Origin of the sequence: Caballeronia sp. LZ065, assembly GCF_031450975.1 — a bacterium.
Classification (GTDB): domain Bacteria; phylum Pseudomonadota; class Gammaproteobacteria; order Burkholderiales; family Burkholderiaceae; genus Caballeronia.
The window spans coordinates 164,269-182,531 of record NZ_JARUXV010000002.1 but is presented as its reverse complement, the minus strand read 5'-3'; the positions used below and the strand labels follow the sequence as shown (position 1 = coordinate 182,531).

General features: G+C 63.2%; 19 protein-coding genes and 1 pseudogene. 10 read left to right on the top strand and 10 right to left on the bottom strand.

What is annotated here, in order from left to right; genetic code table 11:
- Nucleotides 1-111, bottom strand: a pseudogene (locus QCE63_RS14990) (succinate dehydrogenase, cytochrome b556 subunit); the annotation flags it as partial.
- Between the two features lie 218 nt (nucleotides 112-329).
- Here QCE63_RS14990 and QCE63_RS14985 point away from each other — a divergent pair.
- Nucleotides 330-1,232: a LysR family transcriptional regulator gene (locus tag QCE63_RS14985; RefSeq protein WP_309834057.1), complete on the top strand. Its 903-nt coding sequence runs from the start codon at nucleotides 330-332 to the stop codon at nucleotides 1,230-1,232.
- A gap of 142 nt (nucleotides 1,233-1,374) precedes the next feature.
- Here QCE63_RS14985 and QCE63_RS14980 read toward each other — a convergent pair whose 3' ends face one another.
- Together QCE63_RS14980 and QCE63_RS14975 are read right to left on the bottom strand one after the other, a co-directional pair.
- Nucleotides 1,375-2,322: a TauD/TfdA family dioxygenase gene (locus QCE63_RS14980; protein WP_309834056.1), complete on the bottom strand. Its 948-nt coding sequence runs from the start codon at nucleotides 2,320-2,322 to the stop codon at nucleotides 1,375-1,377.
- A gap of 195 nt (nucleotides 2,323-2,517) precedes the next feature.
- Entirely contained in the window at nucleotides 2,518-4,704 is a 2,187-nt protein-coding gene (locus tag QCE63_RS14975) for a TonB-dependent siderophore receptor (RefSeq protein ID WP_309834054.1), read from the bottom strand.
- A 235-nt stretch (nucleotides 4,705-4,939) separates the two neighbouring features.
- On the opposite strand from QCE63_RS14975, the gene QCE63_RS14970 reads away from it, so the two are divergent.
- Nucleotides 4,940-5,770: a class I SAM-dependent methyltransferase gene (locus QCE63_RS14970; RefSeq protein WP_309834053.1), complete on the top strand. Its 831-nt coding sequence runs from the start codon at nucleotides 4,940-4,942 to the stop codon at nucleotides 5,768-5,770.
- 3 nt (nucleotides 5,771-5,773) lie between these two features.
- On the opposite strand, the gene QCE63_RS14965 is transcribed toward QCE63_RS14970, so the two are convergent.
- Complete coding sequence (locus QCE63_RS14965; protein WP_309834051.1) at nucleotides 5,774-6,157, bottom strand: DUF1801 domain-containing protein; 384 nt, start codon at nucleotides 6,155-6,157, stop codon at nucleotides 5,774-5,776.
- A gap of 60 nt (nucleotides 6,158-6,217) precedes the next feature.
- Nucleotides 6,218-6,757 (bottom strand): DUF4142 domain-containing protein, encoded by a 540-nt coding sequence (locus QCE63_RS14960; RefSeq protein WP_309834049.1) that lies wholly within the window; start codon nucleotides 6,755-6,757, stop codon nucleotides 6,218-6,220.
- 248 nt (nucleotides 6,758-7,005) lie between these two features.
- Between QCE63_RS14960 and QCE63_RS14955 the strand changes: the two genes are divergently transcribed.
- Genes QCE63_RS14955 through QCE63_RS14940 form a run of 4 tightly spaced genes read left to right on the top strand, consistent with a single transcriptional unit; the run spans nucleotide 7,006 to nucleotide 9,601 of the window.
- Nucleotides 7,006-7,326, top strand: coding sequence for a DUF6566 family protein (locus QCE63_RS14955; RefSeq protein WP_309834047.1), 321 nt, complete (start codon nucleotides 7,006-7,008; stop codon nucleotides 7,324-7,326).
- 41 nt (nucleotides 7,327-7,367) lie between these two features.
- The gene (locus QCE63_RS14950) at nucleotides 7,368-8,405 is read left to right on the top strand and encodes a Dyp-type peroxidase (protein WP_309834045.1); all 1,038 of its coding nucleotides are present in this window, start codon (nucleotides 7,368-7,370) and stop codon (nucleotides 8,403-8,405) included.
- Nucleotides 8,398-9,201 carry a family 1 encapsulin nanocompartment shell protein gene (locus QCE63_RS14945; protein WP_309834043.1) on the top strand — a complete coding sequence of 268 codons (804 nt, stop codon included), beginning with the start codon at nucleotides 8,398-8,400 and terminating at the stop codon, nucleotides 9,199-9,201. Before QCE63_RS14950 ends, QCE63_RS14945 begins: the two co-directional genes overlap by 8 nt.
- A 19-nt stretch (nucleotides 9,202-9,220) precedes the next feature.
- On the top strand, nucleotides 9,221-9,601 hold the full coding sequence (locus tag QCE63_RS14940; RefSeq protein WP_309834042.1) for a TraR/DksA family transcriptional regulator: 381 nt from the start codon (nucleotides 9,221-9,223) through the stop codon (nucleotides 9,599-9,601).
- A gap of 15 nt (nucleotides 9,602-9,616) precedes the next feature.
- Here QCE63_RS14940 and QCE63_RS14935 read toward each other — a convergent pair whose 3' ends face one another.
- Nucleotides 9,617-10,282, bottom strand: coding sequence for a TetR/AcrR family transcriptional regulator (locus QCE63_RS14935; RefSeq protein ID WP_309834041.1), 666 nt, complete (start codon nucleotides 10,280-10,282; stop codon nucleotides 9,617-9,619).
- 190 nt (nucleotides 10,283-10,472) lie between these two features.
- Between QCE63_RS14935 and QCE63_RS14930 the strand changes: the two genes are divergently transcribed.
- The 3 genes from QCE63_RS14930 to QCE63_RS14920 are packed head-to-tail and all read left to right on the top strand — an operon-like array spanning nucleotide 10,473 to nucleotide 14,645.
- Complete coding sequence (locus QCE63_RS14930; RefSeq protein ID WP_309834040.1) at nucleotides 10,473-11,600, top strand: HlyD family secretion protein; 1,128 nt, start codon at nucleotides 10,473-10,475, stop codon at nucleotides 11,598-11,600.
- A complete protein-coding gene (locus tag QCE63_RS14925; RefSeq protein WP_309834039.1) occupies nucleotides 11,593-13,158 on the top strand; it encodes an MDR family MFS transporter in 1,566 nt (521 codons plus the stop codon). Before QCE63_RS14930 ends, QCE63_RS14925 begins: the two co-directional genes overlap by 8 nt.
- Nucleotides 13,159-13,178: 20 nt before the next feature.
- Nucleotides 13,179-14,645, top strand: coding sequence for an efflux transporter outer membrane subunit (locus QCE63_RS14920; protein ID WP_309834038.1), 1,467 nt, complete (start codon nucleotides 13,179-13,181; stop codon nucleotides 14,643-14,645).
- A 6-nt stretch (nucleotides 14,646-14,651) separates the two neighbouring features.
- Here QCE63_RS14920 and QCE63_RS14915 read toward each other — a convergent pair whose 3' ends face one another.
- Nucleotides 14,652-15,059, bottom strand: coding sequence for a VOC family protein (locus QCE63_RS14915; RefSeq protein WP_309834037.1), 408 nt, complete (start codon nucleotides 15,057-15,059; stop codon nucleotides 14,652-14,654).
- Nucleotides 15,060-15,243: 184 nt separating this feature from the next.
- On the bottom strand, nucleotides 15,244-15,855 hold the full coding sequence (locus QCE63_RS14910; protein WP_309834036.1) for a TetR/AcrR family transcriptional regulator: 612 nt from the start codon (nucleotides 15,853-15,855) through the stop codon (nucleotides 15,244-15,246).
- A gap of 123 nt (nucleotides 15,856-15,978) precedes the next feature.
- Here QCE63_RS14910 and yghU point away from each other — a divergent pair, with 123 nt between their 5' ends.
- On the top strand, nucleotides 15,979-16,854 hold the full coding sequence (gene yghU, locus QCE63_RS14905) for a glutathione-dependent disulfide-bond oxidoreductase (protein ID WP_309834035.1): 876 nt from the start codon (nucleotides 15,979-15,981) through the stop codon (nucleotides 16,852-16,854).
- A gap of 4 nt (nucleotides 16,855-16,858) precedes the next feature.
- Here the strand turns inward: yghU and QCE63_RS14900 are convergent, their stop codons facing one another.
- Together QCE63_RS14900 and QCE63_RS14895 are read right to left on the bottom strand one after the other, a co-directional pair.
- Nucleotides 16,859-17,203, bottom strand: a complete 345-nt coding sequence (locus QCE63_RS14900; RefSeq protein WP_309834034.1) for a DUF1493 family protein — start codon at nucleotides 17,201-17,203, stop codon at nucleotides 16,859-16,861.
- 76 nt (nucleotides 17,204-17,279) lie between these two features.
- The gene (locus QCE63_RS14895) at nucleotides 17,280-18,224 is read right to left on the bottom strand and encodes a LysR family transcriptional regulator (RefSeq protein ID WP_309834032.1); all 945 of its coding nucleotides are present in this window, start codon (nucleotides 18,222-18,224) and stop codon (nucleotides 17,280-17,282) included.
- Nucleotides 18,225-18,263 lie beyond the last annotated feature (39 nt).

The following is an 18,263-nucleotide window of genomic DNA, read 5'->3' as shown; positions in this document are numbered from 1 at the left end:
CACGCGATGCAGGATGGAGACCTTCCCCGCCAGCGGCAAGCGATACTTCGCGAGTTGGCCGAGTCCGATGTTCCGGTACTCGGGCCTTGGTTTTTTTACAGCTTCAGCCACGATAGACCCCTTCCCTATTCTGTTTTGACGTATCGCGCGAAGCCGATGCTTACCACGGGCGCGACTCGTCCTGCCTGATGCGCTCGATGAGCGACCGGCGATGTATTCGGGGGGACGTTCTAACCCGCGCACTGCGCGACTGGCGGTATTTTGTCGCGGGATTGATATACTGTCCAATATCTATCTCGTCTTTCTGAAATACTTTTTATAGATATCGGATGGAACTGCGTCATATCCGTTATTTCCTCGCCGTAGCCGAAGAGCGCAATGTCACGCGCGCGGCCGAGCGGCTCGGCATCGGGCAGCCGCCGCTCAGTCAGCAGATTCATGCGCTGGAAGATGAGATTGGCGTGCGTTTGTTCCGGCGTACCGGTCACGGCGTCGTACTGACCGAAGCCGGCGAGGCCTTTGCCGCCGACGCCAAGCGCCTGATGACCGACGCGCGGCTCGCCGTCGAAAAAGCGCAGAGTGCCGGGCGGGGCGAAATCGGGCAGTTGAACATCGGCTTCACGGGATCGGCTGCGTTCAATCCGGTGGTGTCGAAGCTCATTCGCTCATATCGGCAGGCGTATCCGAACGTCACGTTGACCCTCACCGAGGGCAACACGGCGCAGTTGCTCTCGCATATGGACGACGGCCGTGTCGATGTCGCCTTCGTTCGGCTCGGCAGCCAGTCGCCGGCCGGGGTGCAGATCCATCACATCGCCGTCGAGCCGATGCGGATCGTGCTGCCCGCCACGCATCGGCTCGCCAGGAAGCGCAAGGTGCCGCTGTCAGCGCTGGCTGAAGACGCTTTCGTGATGCTGCCGCGCGAAGCCAGCCCTACGCTGCACGACGTCATCGTCGGCGCGTGCCGCGAAGCGGGCTTCGAGCCCATCGCCGGGCAACAGGCGCCGCAATTGTCCTCGGTGGTGAATCTCGTCGCGGCGGAGTTCGGCGTGTCGCTGGTGCCGGCATCGGTGTGCCAGATTCAGGTCGATGGCGTGGCCTATACCGATGCACTCGACAGCAACATCTCCATTCGCCTCGCGCTGGCGTCGCGCATCGACGCGACGGCTGCCAAGACCGCTAATTTTCTCGAGATCGCACAGCAGGTTGCCGCGGCTCGCGCGTCTTTGTAATGCTTATGAAAGTTGCATCCGCAACTATCGCGATCCCGGCGCTTGCAAGACAGCTTTGAATTGAATTGGCGAAGCGATTTCGTGGAGCATAAAAAAATCGACAGTTAGTTGCTGGTTAGCCAAACGTCGAGAAACAAGTCGATCAATTCAATGCGACCGCTGCCGCCGCGCCCACCGGCGAGCCCTGGATTGCCACCGATGTACGTCCGTCCGGACCTATAGGGACATCGCCGACGAGCGTCGTGCGGTAGAGCTGACGGTCGAAGTCGAGGTCGAAGATATCGGTCGGCGCGAGATGTGCGGTCGTGCGGTTATCCCAGAACGCGATGCTGCCCGGCTCCCACTTGAAGCGCACCGTGAACTCCGGACGCGTGACGTGCTCCCAAAGCAATTCGAGCAATGCCTGGCTTTCACGCGGCGTGAGATCCACGACATGTTTGAGGAAGCCCGGGCTCACATACAGCGCGCGCTCGCCGGTCTCGGGATGCACGCGCACGAGCGGATGCTCGCTGACGAGGACGTGATCGTCGACGGCCTTCCTGAATGCATCCGTCCCGCTCGCCCCTTGCGGCGGCGCAAAGCGATGCACGCCGCGCAGCGCGTCGATGAACGCGCGCAACGGCGCGGACAGCTTCTCGTAAGCGATAACGAGGTTGGTCCACTGCGTGTCGCCGCCATAGGGCGGAATGGTTTCGCCGCGCAGGATGGAGGCGAACGGTGGATTCACGGCGGCCGTGACATCGGTATGCCAGCCGGTCCAAGGCCTCACGAGCGACTGCCCGTCGAAGCGCGTAGCCTTGCGGAACTTGGAGATCGAATAGATTTCCGGGTGACCTTCAACATGGCCGAACACCGGATGGCCCACCGTGAGTTCGCCGAAGTGCGCGGAGAACGCTACGTGCTGCGCATGCGTGAGGAACTGTTCGCGGAAGAAGATGACGCGCCATTCGAGCAAGGCGGCACGCAACGCCTTCACCTGATGGTCGGCCAAGGGCCGCGTCAGATCGACGCCGCCAATTTCAGCCCCGATATGCGCCGATAGCGGCTTGACCGTCACACTCGATACATGGGCGTTGGCAACTGCGTTCACGGTAATGCTCCTGTCGATACCCGGCTTCATGCGCGCGATGCGACGACGCAGGTTTCAGCGGAGCAGTCGTGGAAGCGCGCGGCGAGCGATCAATGTACAAGCCGCCACTTCTCACGCGAACCAAGAAATCCCGCTACGGATAGCTTGGTTTGCGATAAGCGCCGGGCCGGCGTTCACGACGTTTCGATTTAGGCTTTACCAGTGATAGTTCATGCCGGCGAAGACCTGGCGGCCATAACCGAAGGCGCACCACGTTCCGTAATAGCACGACGCGACATAGCGCTTGTTGAACAGGTTTTGCGCGTTGACATAGAGCTCCGCGCCCTTCAGTTGCGCAGCGGCGCGGCCGAGGTCATAACGCAGCGTGGCATCGACGAGGAAGAAGCTCGACACCTTGAAGCTGTTGTCGCTGCTGTAGGTGGTGCCCGTGTAGCGTCCGCCCGCACCCATCGACAAGCCCGCCACCGGTCCGCGATTGATCGTGTAGTACGCCCACAGCGAAGCCTGGTTCTGCGGCACGGCAGGCAGGAACTTGCCGTCGAGTCCGCTGTTGTCCTTGGTGTACTTCGTGTTGAGGTACGTATAGCTTGCAGTGAGGTTCAGCGAATCCGTCAGGCTGGCTTTCGCTTCGAGCTCGACGCCGAGCGAACGTGCTTCACCCACCGCGGACTGGAAGTTCGGGTTGTTGGCATCGACGGTCAGCAGGTTCTTGCGCGTCAGGTCGAACAGCGCGGCCGAGAAGAACGCGTTGTAGCCCTTCGGCTGGAACTTCACGCCGATCTCGTATTGACGGCCCTTCTCCGGCGAGAACTGATTGCCGTTGATGTCGGTCCCCACCTGCGGCGTGAACGATTCGGTATAGCTGACATACGGCGCGATGCCGCTGTCGAACACATACGACAGACCGGCGCGGCCCGTGAAGGCGCGGTTGAACTGATGCGATTGCACGCCGTAGGTCGTGTTGTTCGAGTCGCTGCTCGCCCAGTCCTCCCGTCCGCCGAGCGTCAGGACCACATGACCCCAGCGCACCTGATCCTGCGCATACACGCCGTACTGCGTGCCGCTCAACACCTGGTGATAGCGGTCGGGCGGCGTGATCGTCTGGTTGTAGTTCGGCGCGTACATGTCGAGCGGCGGCGCGACGCCAAAGCCCGCATCGAAATTGCTCGCATAGTGCTGGTAATCGAAGCCGAACAGCACGGTGTGATCGATCGGCCCGGTCGAGAAATTGCCTTCGACCTGATTGTCGATCGCAAAGGTATTCAGGTTGTCTTTCGACGCCGCGGTACCACGATCGAGCGTGCGCAAATCGTCTTCGAGCTGGCTCGCATACACGCTCTTGTAGTCCTGCGCGAGGTGCATGAAGCGCGCGTTCGACCGGAACGACCATGCATTCGTCAGCTTGCGCTCGAACTTGTAGCCGATCGACTCCTGCACCCGGTTGAAGCTCTCGAAGTTATGGTCGCCGTCGTAGAAGTCGCTCGGCAGCTTGCCGTTCGGGTTGTACAGCACCGTGCCTTGCGGCGGCACGCTGCCATACGACGTGGCGCGCGGATCGTGCTGATAGAAGCCGAACAGCGTGAGCGACGTCTTCGCATCCGGACGCCACGTGAACGACGGCGCAATCGCAATACGCTTGTTCTCCGTCGATTGCACCTGGCCGTCTTCCGAACGTGCAATGGCGGTCAGGCGATACAAATAACGCTCGTCGCCGCCGATCGGTCCCGAGAAATCGAACGTAGCCTGCTTGTGCGCGTAGTTGCCGAATTCGACGCCCACTTCATGCAACGGCACGACGGTCGGCATCTTGCTTTCCTGATCCAGCAAGCCGCCTGCCGCAGCCTGGCCGTACAGCACCGACACCGGCCCCTTCAACACTTCGACGCGCTCGAGCAAGTACGGATCGACCTGCGGGGTCGCGTACCACGAGTTGTCGAGCATCTTCAGCCCGTTCCAGTATTTGTCGGCGTCGAAGCCGCGCACCTTCAGCAAGTCATAGCGCGTCGCAATGCCGCCACGCGTTTCCGGCGTCACGCCGGACACATAGCGCACCGCCGCGTTCAGTGTCTGCGCGTTCTGCTGATCCATCTGCTGACGCGTCACGATGGACACCGACTGCGGCGTCTCCAGCAGCGACGTGCCGGTCTTGAGCGCCGACGACTCCTTTGCGACATAGCCGTTCGTCGGCCCGTACGGCTGATCCGGATTCTGCGCAGTCACCTTGACGGCCGGCAGGGTGGCGTCCGAAGGCGCGGCGGCGGACGCGTCGTTGGCGGCGCCGTCGGTGGATTGAGCGTAGGCCAGCGGAGCGACCGCGAACATCAGCAGTGCGGCCAGTTTCAGCGGCCGCATTGCCACAGCATTCCATTCAGTTTTCTTCATACCCATTCTCTTGTCGTAACGCGCAAATGCGAATCGTTATTATTTCGGGCCAAATTGTCGCCTTTCGTTGTCTTTTTGTAAACATTCGTTTCCGCTTTTTCTTGATCTTCCGTTCATCTTTTTTGTGGAAGGAAATCGAAAGAAACGGGACGCGACCGAATAGTGACTAAGATGAAATCGGGCGCTCACGAACACGCGGCAGCCCGCATCGGATACGCACAGTCGAGGTCTGCCGATGAACTCCCCTACCGGCTCTTCCGCCGCCTATGTGCTCGGCCACTCCGATCCCGAAATGGAGCGGCTCGACCATCAGGCACGTTTCATCAGCGATCTCACCGAAGACGTTCTGCGGCGCGCGGGCCTCGTCCCGGGCATGCGCGTACTGGATCTGGGATGCGGCGCTGGCGATGTCTCGTTGCTTGCCGCGGCGTTCGTCGGGACGGGCGGCAGTGTGCTGGGCATCGATCGATCATCGGAGATCATCGAGAAGGCGCGCCGGCGCGCGGAGCATGCGCACTTGAATAACGTGCGCTTCGAAACCGGAAGCGTGACGGATGTGGATATCGTCGGTCAGGTGGATGCCGTGATCGGAAGGCTGATCCTGCTGCACTTGCCCGATCCGGTCGCGACCTTGCGCCGTCTCGCCGCGCAAGCCGGCAGCGGCACGCTATTCGTTTTTCACGAGATGGACATGAGCACCGCACGCTCGTTGCCCGAGGCGCCACTGTGCACGCAAGGCACGCACTGGATCATCGAAACATTCCGGCGCGCAGGGGTGGACACCGAGATGGGAGCGAAACTCTTCACGACGTTCCGCCGCGCGGGCCTGCCCGACCCGCAGATGCTGCTGTCAGCACGCTTCGAAGGCGGCCCGGACGCGTTCACCTACCGCTATCTCGCTGAGGTGCTGAGAACGCTGTTACCGCTCGCCGAACGGTTCGGCATTGCGGACGCGAAGGCGGTGGACATCGATACCTTCGCCGAACGCCTGCGCGATCAAGTGGTCGCGCTCGAAGGCGTCGTGCAGCCGCCGGCGTTCATCGGCGCCTGGGCGCGGCTGCCTTGAGCGTCACGCGCGGCCTTTCTTCTTCGCCTTGCTCTGGTTGTATTCGATCGCCGCGCGGACGAGATTCCCCAGCGCGCGCGCCTGGACCTTGCTGCCTTCGAAGAAGTCGATCGCGCGCCGCTGGTTGCCTTCGAGACCCGCATTAAAAAGTTGGTCCGGATCCAAAAGATGCGCGCCGTTCGCGAAAGTCAGCTTGAACTTGTCCTTGTGCGCATTGCCCACGGCAATCATGCCGTCGCGATACCACACCGGACTGCCCATGTACTTCCATTCCTCGACGATCTCGCCATCCGCCGCGAGAATCGCCTTGCGCACGTTTGCCAGCATTTCGCCGCGCCAGTCGGTAAGGCCAGCGATCAATTCGTCGATTCGTTCCGAATTTTTCATGAACGCGTTTCGCTTTTTAGTTGTAGAAAGACGCAGACAGCATAACGCGCGCGTCACGCCTCAACGCCGCAGGCCCCGGCTGCCGATCAGGATCTTCAGCCGCTGCGCCTGATCGAGTTGCAGAATGAACGAAGGCCGCATGCGAACGAGGAGCGTCTTTACATCGGCGTTACCTGTTGTGCGGATGCCGTCGTCGACGGTATTGACGAGTTGGCCCAGATATCCCGTTTCGCGTTCCAGATAAAGGTCATCGAAGTCGTACATGCTCGAATCGTCGAGCCGGGCGAGACCGGCCTGGCTTTGCTTCGTCATCGCGTTGCTTGTCGCGCTGCGTTGCGGCTGCGTGCCGGCGCTGCTCGTCAGCGCGACGATCTCCTGCTGCACCTGCCCATGCTCCACGATGATGCGTCTGGCATACGCCTGCACGCTCCTCGAACCCGATCTGCGCAAGGCCAGTTGCGCCGCTGCGATCTCGGCCTGGCTGGCGACGAAGACAATGCCCAGCCGCTGTTCCTCGCTCGGCAAACCGTCCGCTGCATGAACGCACGTCATGAAAACCGGCAACACGAGCAATGCCGCCACAACACCTCGGCGTTTCATAAAAGTTCTCCCGAATGCTCTTCTCACGCAACGACACTCGAAGAAGGCGTGCGTTTCCGCAATGCTGCCATCACCAAAACCGATACGATGAATCGCCCGAACCCGACACCATACAGTCTGCAATATGCGCCACACAGACTTGAGGTACGCTCGAACCCGTATTTCGCAGCCGGACAAGACAGCGCGGCCTAAAGCGGGACCTGAAGCGCGACCCGAATCATATGATCGTAACCGCATCGGAGGAACAGATGGATTCTGCCTTTGACGTGTATGCCGGCCATGAAATCTCCATCGCGACACGGCGTAACGAGCGCGGCGCATGGATCGCCGACCTGACCGTCCGCCACGACGGCAAGTCGTCCTTCACGTGGCCCGAGACGGTGCAGCCCGAGTGGCGCACGTCCGATGAAGCGGTGCGCGACGGCATCGAGCGCGCCCGCCGCATGATCCGGCAGCATCTTCAGCACCCTGACGACCGCTCGTGGCTCGCCACCCGTCGTCACGCGCAGACCTGGTTCAGCGCGGAAGCCGAACGCCTGTCCGGCAATGTCTTCGCACACACGAAATGAGCCTTCCGATCAACCTCATCAGATAAACACAATCGTCCCAGATGCCCACACCCGAACCGCAATCCGTCTGCAATCCGATTTCCCGAAGTGCGATCTTCCTCGTCGCCACCGTGGCGCGCAGCGAGGACAAGGCCGATGTCGTTCGCTCATGGTGCGGCGACATCGCGGCGCTGGTCCGCGCGGTCGGCACGCGCGCGCCCGCCGCGAACCTGTCTTGCGTATGCGGCTTCGGCTCGGACGCATGGGATGTCCTGTTCGGCGCGCCGCGTCCCGCGCAACTGCATCCGTTCATCGAAACCGGCGCGGGCGAGCGCCGCGCCATCGGCACGCCGGGCGACATCCTGCTGCACATCCGCGCGGATCACATGGACCTGTGTTTCGAACTGGCCGCGCAACTGCTCGCCAGGCTGGGCGACGCCGTCACGGTGGTCGACGAAGTGCATGGCTTCCGTTACTTCGATCTGCGCGACATGGTGGGCTTCGTCGACGGCACCGAGAATCCGCAGGGCCGCAGCGCGATGGAGTACACCCTCGTCGGAGATGAAGATGCGCCGTTCGCCGGCGGCAGCTATGTGATGGTGCAGAAGTACCTGCATGACCTCGCGGCGTGGAACGGCCTGACGGTCGAGCAGCAGGAGCGGATCATCGGCCGCGAAAAGCTGTCCGATGTCGAACTCGACGATTCGATCAAGCCCTCGTGCTCGCACAGCTCGCTCACGACGATCGACGACAACGGTCGCGAAGTGAAGATCCTGCGCCATAACATGGCCTTCGGACGTCCGGGCGCGAAGGAGTTCGGCACGTATTTCATCGGCTACGCGCGCTCGCCGAAGCCGATCGAAAAGATGCTCGAGAACATGTTCGTCGGCCGGCCCCCGGGCAACTATGACCGCCTGCTCGACTACAGTCGCGCCATCACCGGCGGCCTGTTCTTCGTGCCGTCCGCGGACCTGCTCGACGAACTCCCCAACCGCAGCCCCTCCGATCCCGCCTCTTCCAACGCGGAACCCGAACCGGGCAGTCGCGGCGAAGGCTCCCTGAACATCGGCTCACTCAAAGGAACGTCACAACATGAATAACCTGCATCGAGAGCTCGCGCCCATCTCCAGCGCCGCATGGTCGCAGATCGAAGCGGAAGTCGCCCGCACCTTCAAGCGCTCCGTCGCGGGACGGCGCGTGGTCGATGTGAAGGAGGCCGGCGGTAGCGCGCTGTCGGCCATCGGCACCGGACATCAGAGCGCGATCGCCGCGCCCGCGCCAGGCGTGACGGCGAAGCTGCATGACGTGCGCCGGGTCGTCGAACTCACGGTGCCGTTCACGTTGCAGCGCGAGTCCATCGACAGTGTCGAACGCGGCTCGAACGACGGCGACTGGCAACCCGCCAAGACCGCCGCGAGCGAACTTGCACGCGCGGAAGACAGCGCGATCTTCGACGGCTACAAGGCGGCGGGCATCGTCGGCATACGCGAGGGCAGTTCGAACGATGCGACGATGCTGCCCACCGACGTCGCCGACTATCCCGTCGCCATCAGCCAGGCGCTGGAGAAGCTGCGCCTCGCGGGCGTCGACGGTCCCTACTCCGTGCTGCTCGGCGCCGATGCCTATACGGCGCTGGCGGAAGCAAGCGATCAGGGCTATCCGGTGATTCAGCACATCAAGCGCATCGTCAGCGGCGACCTGGTGTGGGCGCCCGCGTTGCAGGGTGGCTGCGTGCTCTCGACGCGCGGCGGCGACTATGAGCTGTATCTCGGACAAGACCTGTCGATCGGCTACACGAGCCATACCGACACCACCGTCCAGCTCTACCTGCGCGAAACGCTGACCTTCCTGATGCTGACGAGCGAAGCGTCCGTGTCGATCGCCACGGGCGAATAGCGTTCAAAGGAGCACGAACATGGCCATCAACCAGAGCGGTTTGACCGACGACTACCTCGCTACGCAGCGGGCGCGGCTCGAAGCCATGCAGCACGACTTGCTTGGCACCGAGGAAGGCGGCATTGCCAGCGAGCGGCGCCAGCAACTGGAGCACGGTGCCGAGGCGCAGGAATTCGAAGACGAAGCGCAGCGCGTGGAACAGGACGTCGCGAATCAGGCACTGCGCGACGTGAACGATCAGCGCATCGGCGACATCGAGCGCGCGTTGCAAAAAATCGCCGAGGGCACGTATGGCCTGTCCGATGAGAGCGGCGTGCCCATTCCGAAAGCGCGCCTCGATGCAATGCCGGAAGCGATTCTGACCGTCGAGGAACAGGAGCGGCGCGAAACGGGCCACTAAGCTCTTCAAGCCCGGTCACTTCGATACGGCCGACTCCACCGCCGCCAGATACGCCGACAACGCGCGCTCCACCTCGCGCAAATAACGCTGTGCAAGCTGCACGTCGCCCATGGCGGGGCGCAGCTTGATCGCAAGCGCGCCGCCCGCCAGCGCGCGAATCATCTCCACATACAGCGCGCGTTCGGCGGGCTTGACGTGCGGCATGCGCGCATCGAGCACGCGGCGCAGCATGTCGGACTTGCGCTTGCCCTTTTCGTCGTCGTGCGGCATCACCGACATCAGGATCAGGCAATCCGGATGCTGCTCGAAGTAGCGGATGTGCGGGCTCATGATGCGCTCGATCACCGCCGCCGCCGACAACGCCTTCCACGTCTCCGTATCGGTCTGCGCCAGCTCGTCCTCGAGTTCACCGAACGCGGCAATGTGACGGTCCCACAACGCTTTCAACAAGCTGTCGCGGTCCGGAAAAAAGTGATACATCGAGCCGATCGGCGTCTGCGCCTGACGCGCCACGCCATGCATCGTCACGCCCGTCAGCCCTTTTTCCACGATCAGTTCCGCCGTGGCATCGAGCACCGCCTCGATGCGCGCACGGCCGCGCGCCTGCAACGGTGAACGGGCCGCGCTGGTCCGTTCCGGATCTTGCAGTTCGCTTTCATTGCCGGGCCGGGGCTTTTTCATTCATGTTCCTTGTTTCGTTCCACAATTTTACGAACTAGACGCTGGCGTCTAGATTCATGCATACTAGACGCCATCGTCTAGTTTGGCGAGCGCATTGCAACCGGCATCTTGCCGCAGGCGCGCTCGCCGTTCTGCTCTTCATCGAAGGCTACCGCACCCAGGCGGCAGCGCGAAAGCTCCCGGAGAAAACATGTCTGTCACAGCGCCCACGCACGGCGACCAGCCCGCTGACGCGGCCCAAGGCAAATCGTCACGCAAGCGCCTGCTGATCGCGGTCGGCATCGTCGCGGTCGTGGCGGGCGTCGCGTGGGGCGCGCGCTGGTGGACGGTGGGCCGCTTCATCGAAACCACCGACGACGCCTATCTCAAGGCCGACAGCGTGACCATCGCGCCGAAGGTGAGCGGCTACATCACGGACGTGCTGGTCGGCGACAACCAGACCGTCGCGGCGGGCGCGCCGCTCGCGAAGCTCGACACGCGCCAGTATCAGGCCTCGCTCGATCAGGCGCAGGCCACGCTCGATGCCCGCGCCGCCGATATCCAGCGCGCTCAGGCCGAACTCACGCAGCAGCACGCCAACGCGGATCAGGCGAAGGCGCAGGCCGAAGTGGCGCGCGTCAGCCTCGCGCACGCGGAAGACGACGTGAACCGGTATCGCCCGCTGGTGGCGACCGGCGCCGAGAGCGCCGAGCGTCTCACGAGCCTTGTGTCGACGCGCGATCAGGCGCGCGCCACGCTGACCGCGAATCTCGCGGCGGCACGCGCGGCGGCGACGCAGATCGGCGCAACCCAGGCGCAGATCGCGCAGGCACACGCGCAGCAGGAAGCGGCGCAGGCGCAAATGGATCAGACGAAGCTCGACCTCAACGACACCACGCTGTTCAGCCCGGTGGCGGGCCGTGTCGGCGATCGCACGGTGCGCGTCGGCCAGTATGTGCAGCCCGGCACGCGGCTGATGACGGTGGTGCCGGTGGAATCGGTGTATCTCGACGCGAACTTCAAGGAAACGCAGGTCGGCCGCATGCGCATCGGGCAGCCGGCGACGCTGCATGTCGACGCGCTGAAAGGCACGGACCTGCATGGCGTCGTCGAGAGCTTCGCGCCCGGCACCGGTGCGCAGTTCGCGTTGCTGCCGCCCGAGAACGCCACCGGCAACTTCACGAAGATCGTGCAGCGCGTGCCGGTGCGCATTCGTGTCGATACCGGTCCGGAGACGCGCAAGGTGCTGCTGCCGGGTCTTTCAGTGACGGTCGACATCGACACGAAGTCCGCCACCGACGACAGCAAGCGCATCGCCGACGAGAATCGTCATGAGTGAGTCGCACGCACGCGCGAGCGCCACCGACTGGATTGCGGTGACGGCCGGCGCACTCGGCGCGCTGATGGCCACGCTCGATATCTCGATCACCAACTCGGCGTTGCCGCAGATCCAGGGTGAGATCGGCGCGACCGGCACCGAAGGCACCTGGATCTCGACCGGCTACCTGATGTCCGAGATCGTGATGATCCCGCTCGCCGCGTGGCTCACGCGCGTGTTCGGCCTGCGCAACTTCCTGCTCGGCAATGCGGTGCTGTTCACGCTGTTCTCGGTGATGTGCGGCTTCTCTCATTCGTTGCCGATGATGGTCGCGGGCCGCATCGGCCAGGGCTTCACCGGCGGCGCGATGATCCCGACCGCGCAGACCATCATCCGCACGCGGCTGCCGCGCGAACAGATGCCGGTCGGCATGACGATCTTCGGCCTGATCGTGCTGCTCGGGCCCCTGCTCGGCCCGGTGCTCGGCGGCTGGCTCGCGGAAAACATCTCGTGGTCATGGTGTTTCTTCGTGAACGTGCCGGTGGGCATTGCGTTGGTTGCGCTGCTGATCACCGGGCTGCCGGCGGAGAAGTCGCACTGGGAAGCCTTCCTGAAGGCCGACTGGATCGGCATTGCGGGGCTGGCCATCGGCTTGAGTTCACTCACGGTCGTGCTCGAGGAAGGCCAGCGCAATCAATGGTTCGAGTCGAGCGAGATCGTTATGCTCACGTGCGTGACCCTCTTCGGCATGTTGCTGATCGCAATCTCGCAGTTCATCGCGAAGAAGCCCATCGTGCGGCTCTCGCTGCTGCGCAACCCGCGCTATGCGAGCGTCATCCTGATCGTGTTCGCGGTCGGCGCGGGGCTCTATTGCGTGTCGTTCCTGCTGCCGCAGTTTCTCAGCATCGTCGCGGGCTATAACGCGTTGCAGTCGGCCGCGATCATGCTGGTCTCGGGCGTGCCGGCCTTTCTCATCATGCCGGTATTGCCACGTCTGCTCGGCAAGGTGGACTTTCGCGTGCTGGTCATCATGGGCCTGCTGTTCTTCGCGGGAAGCTGTCTGCTGGACATCTCCCTCACCGCGCAGAGCGTCGGCCATGACTTCTTCTGGTCGCAGATCCTGCGCGGCTTCGGACAGATGCTCGCGATGATGCCGCTCAACCAGGCGTCGATGGCCGCCGTCTCGCGCGAGGAATCCGGCGATGCCGCAGGCCTCTACAACATGGCGCGCAATCTCGGCGGCTCGGTGGGGCTGGCGATCATCGGCACGGTGATCGACCGGCGCAACGACTTCCATACCGCCGCGATCCGCGAATCCGTGACGGCCAATTCGGTGATCGGCCAGGAGCGCATGGCGTCGAGCGCCGCCAGCTTCTTCGCGCAGGGCGGCGACATGGCGCACGCGAAGATGCAGGCGCTCGGGCAGTTGTCCGTGCAGATCGGCCAGCAGGCCGTCGTCATGACCTACTCCGAGACTTTTTATATTTTGGCGATCGCGCTGCTCGCATGCCTGCCGCTCGCGCTTTTGCTCAAGACGCCGCGCGCACAAGCCGGCGAGACGCCCTCAGCGGGCCACTGATCGTGATGAATCCTTCGACGATGTTCCCTCGCACTATCCGCTTCACTGCCCTGCTTGCGCTGACGGCGTTCGCGCTGGCCGCCTGCACGGTTGGTCCTGATTATCACGGTGCGCCCGAGATTGCGCCGGACGCCGCGAAGAGCGGCGCCTTCGTGCGCGCGCCGGCCGATGGCATCGTCGCGACACATGCGCCGGCGGCGTGGTGGCAGGCGTTGAGCGATCCGCAACTGAACACGCTGATCGATGCCGCGCTCACGCACAATCCGGATCTGAAGATGGCGCAGGCACGCTTGCGTCAGGCCCGCTCGCAGCTGCGCGGACAACGCGCGAACGAGTTGCCGAAAGTGTCGGGCGCGGCGGCGGCGTTGCGCATGCGATCACCGGATACGTCGTTCTTCAGCTCGTCGGATGATGGCGGCGCGCCGGCATCGACCGGACGCGGCCCGGTGGACTTCTACACCGTGGGCTTCGATGCTTCGTGGGAGATCGATCTGTTCGGCGGCACGCGCCGCGCGATCGAGGCCGCGTCCGATGAAGCCGACGCCGTGCACGCCGATCTCTCGGACGCGCAGGTGTCGCTCGCGGCGGAGGTGGCGTCGGCGTATATCGACTTGCGTGACCAGCAGGAACGGCTCGCGCTCGCACAACGCACGGCCGAGTATCAGCAACAGATGCTCGACCTGACCGAGCAGCGCCGCGCGCGCGGGACAGCGGCGCAGGTCGATGTCGAACGCCTGACGACACAGGTCGATACCACGCGTGCCACGCTCGTGCCCTTGCAGGTGCAGATCACCGATTCGCTGGATCAACTGGCCGTGCTGACAGGACGCGCGCCCGGCGCGCTCGATGGCGAACTCGCTGCGCGCGCTGCGTTGCCGGTCCTGCCGGCATCAGTGGCCATCGGCGACCCCGCGGCGATGCTCCAACAGCGTCCCGATATCCGCGCGGCGGAACGGCGGCTGGCATCGAGCAACGCGCAGATCGGCGAGCATATCGCCGATTATTTTCCGAAGGTGTCGTTGCTCGGCGATATCGGCTTCTCGGCGGCGGACCCGGGGCATCTGCTGCGCAAGCAGAATTTCTCGTGGGTCGGCGTGCCGTATCTGCAATGGAACCTGTTCGACTTCGGCCGCACGGCGGCGAGCGTCGATGCAGCGCGTGCCTCGCGCGAAGAAGCCGAAGCCCGCTATGAGAAGACCGTGCTCGGCGCGCTGAAGGACGCGAACTCTTCGCTGTCGCGCTATGGCAATCAGCGCGAGCATGTGGTGCGTTTGCAGCAGGTGGAGGCGTCGGCGGAACGTTCGGCCACGCTCGTTCGGCAGCGCTACCGCGCAGGCGTATCGACACTCATCGATCTGCTCGACGCGCAGCGCACGCAGTTCGCCGCGCAGCAGGACGTGGTCGCGGCGCAGGCCGAACTGCTGAAGGACTTCGTGTCGCTGCAAAAGAGTCTCGGGCTCGGCTGGCAGGACACGCGCGGCGCGTAAGGCGTCTTACTCGTCGAACGTGCCGCGATATTCCGCTGCCGCGTCCGAGCGCGTGTTCAACTCGAACATCACGCCGCCCGGCGCACGGCAGAAGAAACGCGAACCGCGCCCGTTGTTGAACACGGCGGTTTCCATCTCCACGCCGTCGGCCGTGAAGCGCTCATGCAAGGCTTGAACGTCATCGAGCGTGGGCAACTCGAAGCCGACGTGAAACGCGCGCGGATAAGACGGCGTGTAATCGCCGGCATGATCGATGACCACATCAAAACCGGGTCGCTTGAGGATATACGACTGCTCCCAGCTGCCCGCGATCGTGAAGCCGAGATAGTGTTCGAAGAAGCGCGCCGTTGCGGCGGTATCGGACGAGGGAAAGCTGAGGTGATTGAGCTTCATGCTCTTGATCGAGTCTGTCATGGTCTGTGTCTCAAGGAGTAGAGCCGGTGCGGCCCCTTGCCGCCGTCGCTCCATGACAGTCAGAATAGAAGCAAAAGCTCACATTCACTACTCGCTTTGGTGACGCTCTTCAAAATGCAAAATAGCCCTTTCTCAAGGGCTTTTTCTTTGGAAGTGGTCGAAGCGAAAATCCGCCTGCTCACATTCATTCACCGCCACTGCGCGCCAGATAGCCGAACACCGCCGCTTGCACGCGTCGTTCGAGATTGTCGAGATCGGTTTCGCCGCGTTCGCCTGCCGCATCCACCATGCCGTGAAGCATCGCGAACAGATCTCCCGCTGCGACCTCGGGACGAGGATGCTTCGGCGCGGCGCGCTTCACCACCGCCATCACCAGGTCATTCATCTGCGAGCCGTCCACTTCGAGCTGTATCGCGGGACGCCCTTCCGCGATGTCGAGCAGACGAGCCAGCATCGGCCGCTGCAACTGCTGTCGTACAGCGGCCCCGATCAGATATTCGAGCGCCGCCTTGCCGCTACGCTTGGTCAGCGCAGTCAGCGCGTCCTGATGAAAGCGTCCGGTCTCGCGCCGGATCAACGCGACGGTTAGCGCATCCTTGCCCGGAAAGTATTGATAGAGCGAGCCGATACTGACGCCCGCACGCTGCGCCACCGCATTGGTGTTGAAGCCTTCGAAGCCTTCCGTCTCTAGCACCTGCGCCGCGGCCTCGACGATGGACGCCACCGTCGCCTCCGAGCGCGACTGGGCCGGCCGCTTGCGAGGCCGGAAAGCTTTGTGCGATGGCCGCTGGCTCATGCGTCTCTCCTGTGGAACCGGCGTCGATTGTACAAAGGACCGAAGCGCCGCCCGTCCAAGCAGCGTTTCCGGCGACCTGCTAACCTCGCCGGAACTCATTCATCTGGCGCAGGAGCTTCGAACATGAGCGAAACCCCCGAGTACGTGCCGCCCGCCGTCTGGACCTGGAACAAGGAAAATGGCGGCCAGTTCGCCAGCATCAATCGTCCGATCTCCGGACCGACGCACGACAAGCCGCTTCCCGTTGGAAAGCATCCGTTGCAGCTGTATTCGCTGGCTACGCCGAATGGCGTGAAAGTCACGGTGATGCTCGAAGAGTTGCTCGCGCGCGGTCACAAGGGCGCCGAATACGATGCGTGGCTCATCCGCATCGGCGATGGCGACCAGTTCGGTAGCGGCTTTGTCGGCGCGAATCCGAACTCGAAGATTCCCGCGCTGGTCGATCGCAGCGGTCCGACGCCGGTGCGCGTGTTCGAGTCCGGCGCGATCCTGCTGTATCTCGCGGAGAAGTTCGGCGAGTTCGTACCGACCGATTTCAGCGAACGCGCGGAAGTGCTGTCGTGGTTGTTCTGGCAGATGGGCAGCGCGCCGTATCTCGGCGGCGGCTTCGGCCATTTCTATGCGTATGCGCCGAGCAAGATGGAATATCCGATCGACCGCTTCGCGATGGAAACGAAGCGACAGCTCGACGTGCTCGACAAGCGTCTCGCCGAGCATCGCTACATTGCGGGCGATGATTATTCCATCGCCGACATCGCCATTTGGCCGTGGTACGGCGGCCTTGCGAAGGGCCGTTTGTATGGCGCGGCGGAGTTCCTTGCCGTCGATGAATACACGCACGTGCAGCGCTGGGCCAGCGAGATCGACGCGCGTCCAGCTGTGCAGCGCGGCCGTATGGTCAACCGGACATTTGGCGAGCCGTCGGGGCAGTTGCATGAACGGCACGATGCGAGTGACTTCGACACCCGCACGCAGGACAAGCTGGAGGGGGCGGAGTAGGCGGTCAATCGGCGTGCGCTGCGAGCGAGGCGGCATCCCACCTGCCGCGAGCGATGGCCTCACACAACATGCCCACCGTTAGAGGCTCCCTGGTTGTCGAGTGGCGTTTGCGCAGAATGAATTGCGTGATGAGGCGATTGAGAACGCCTTCGCCTTCCATCAGAAAGTAGCGACGGAAATCGTAGTCGCCTTCGTTCACGTCGAAGGCTTCAAAGAACCGTTGCATGAAGATATCGGCATCGTCTCCTTGTTGGCCGAGATCGATCGCAATGGTCATATCCGGCGTAATCGGCGTCCCCGGAGCGATGCACGCTTCCTTTCTGACGAATGCTTCAAGCGACTTCAGCAATTGAGTCTTCTCCGACCATGGATCGTGCTGAAGCGTTTTACTGCAACTTCGCTATTGCATTGAAAAATTTGTATGACTACCCGCGTGACGGCCCAAACGCCCGCACCTCCGCCGCCGTCAGATAAAAATCCCGGTTATCAGCCAGCCTGCCGATCATGAAGTCGATGAACGTCCGCACGCGCAGCGGCTGCTCGGTCCGCCGCCGATAGTGGATATAGATCGCTTCGCGCTGCGTCACGTGTTTCGTCAGCAGAGGCACGAGCCGTCCATCGCGAATCGCCGGAACTGCCGAAAAACTGCCCAGTTGGCCAATTGCCAGCCCCGCGAGCACCGTGTCCGTTTCGGCGTCGACATCGTTCGCGCACAGCGAAGCCGCGATTTCCCGATACATGATCTCGTCGCCCATCATGAATTCCCAGGGCGCCTGCTTCCCCGTATTCGCCCGCCGATACCCCGTACAGCGATGCACGGCGAGTTCATCGACCGTGCGCGGCGCGCCATGCCGTTCGATATAGGCCGGCGACGCGCACACGATCAGCTGAATAGGCACCAACCGCCGCGCGATCGCTCCGCCGGCCGGCGGCGAGCCGCCCCGCAAGCCGACATCCGCGCGTTCCTCGACGAGATCGGTGAAATGGTCGTCGAAACGAACGTCGAGCTGCACGTCCGGATAGAGCGTCGCGAATTCGAGCACCGAGGGCCATAGCGCACGGCTCAGCGCCTTTGGCGCGCTGACGCGCAACGGGCCGGCAATCTCTTCCTTGGCGCGGCGCGCATCGGCGAGTGCGGACGTAAGCACGGCCAGCGCCGGCTCGACGCTCTGCAACAGCCGCTGCCCCTCTTCCGTCAGGCTCAGCTTGCGCGTCGTGCGATGAAACAGCCGCACGCCAAGCGACTTCTCCAGCTGCATCACCGCGTGACTCGCCGCCTGCGGCGAGATCCCCTGATCGACCGCCGCCCGCCGCAGGTTGCCCAGCGTCGCGGTGCGCACGAAGATGGAAATCGCGCGGACTTCGTTCATCGCCGGACTCCCGATTCGCAAATAAAAGTTGATTATCAG

Coding starts and splice junctions, on each gene's coding strand:
- QCE63_RS14985 (WP_309834057.1), top strand. CDS start 330: ATGGAACTGCGTCATATCCGTTATTTCCTCGCCGTAGCCGAAGAGCGC.
- QCE63_RS14975 (WP_309834054.1), bottom strand. CDS start 4,704: ATGAAGAAAACTGAATGGAATGCTGTGGCAATGCGGCCGCTGAAACTG.
- QCE63_RS14970 (WP_309834053.1), top strand. CDS start 4,940: ATGAACTCCCCTACCGGCTCTTCCGCCGCCTATGTGCTCGGCCACTCC.
- QCE63_RS14965 (WP_309834051.1), bottom strand. CDS start 6,157: ATGAAAAATTCGGAACGAATCGACGAATTGATCGCTGGCCTTACCGAC.
- QCE63_RS14960 (WP_309834049.1), bottom strand. CDS start 6,757: ATGAAACGCCGAGGTGTTGTGGCGGCATTGCTCGTGTTGCCGGTTTTC.
- QCE63_RS14955 (WP_309834047.1), top strand. CDS start 7,006: ATGGATTCTGCCTTTGACGTGTATGCCGGCCATGAAATCTCCATCGCG.
- QCE63_RS14950 (WP_309834045.1), top strand. CDS start 7,368: ATGCCCACACCCGAACCGCAATCCGTCTGCAATCCGATTTCCCGAAGT.
- QCE63_RS14945 (WP_309834043.1), top strand. CDS start 8,398: ATGAATAACCTGCATCGAGAGCTCGCGCCCATCTCCAGCGCCGCATGG.
- QCE63_RS14940 (WP_309834042.1), top strand. CDS start 9,221: ATGGCCATCAACCAGAGCGGTTTGACCGACGACTACCTCGCTACGCAG.
- QCE63_RS14935 (WP_309834041.1), bottom strand. CDS start 10,282: ATGAAAAAGCCCCGGCCCGGCAATGAAAGCGAACTGCAAGATCCGGAA.
- QCE63_RS14930 (WP_309834040.1), top strand. CDS start 10,473: ATGTCTGTCACAGCGCCCACGCACGGCGACCAGCCCGCTGACGCGGCC.
- QCE63_RS14925 (WP_309834039.1), top strand. CDS start 11,593: ATGAGTGAGTCGCACGCACGCGCGAGCGCCACCGACTGGATTGCGGTG.
- QCE63_RS14920 (WP_309834038.1), top strand. CDS start 13,179: ATGTTCCCTCGCACTATCCGCTTCACTGCCCTGCTTGCGCTGACGGCG.
- QCE63_RS14915 (WP_309834037.1), bottom strand. CDS start 15,059: ATGACAGACTCGATCAAGAGCATGAAGCTCAATCACCTCAGCTTTCCC.
- QCE63_RS14910 (WP_309834036.1), bottom strand. CDS start 15,855: ATGAGCCAGCGGCCATCGCACAAAGCTTTCCGGCCTCGCAAGCGGCCG.
- yghU (WP_309834035.1), top strand. CDS start 15,979: ATGAGCGAAACCCCCGAGTACGTGCCGCCCGCCGTCTGGACCTGGAAC.
- QCE63_RS14895 (WP_309834032.1), bottom strand. CDS start 18,224: ATGAACGAAGTCCGCGCGATTTCCATCTTCGTGCGCACCGCGACGCTG.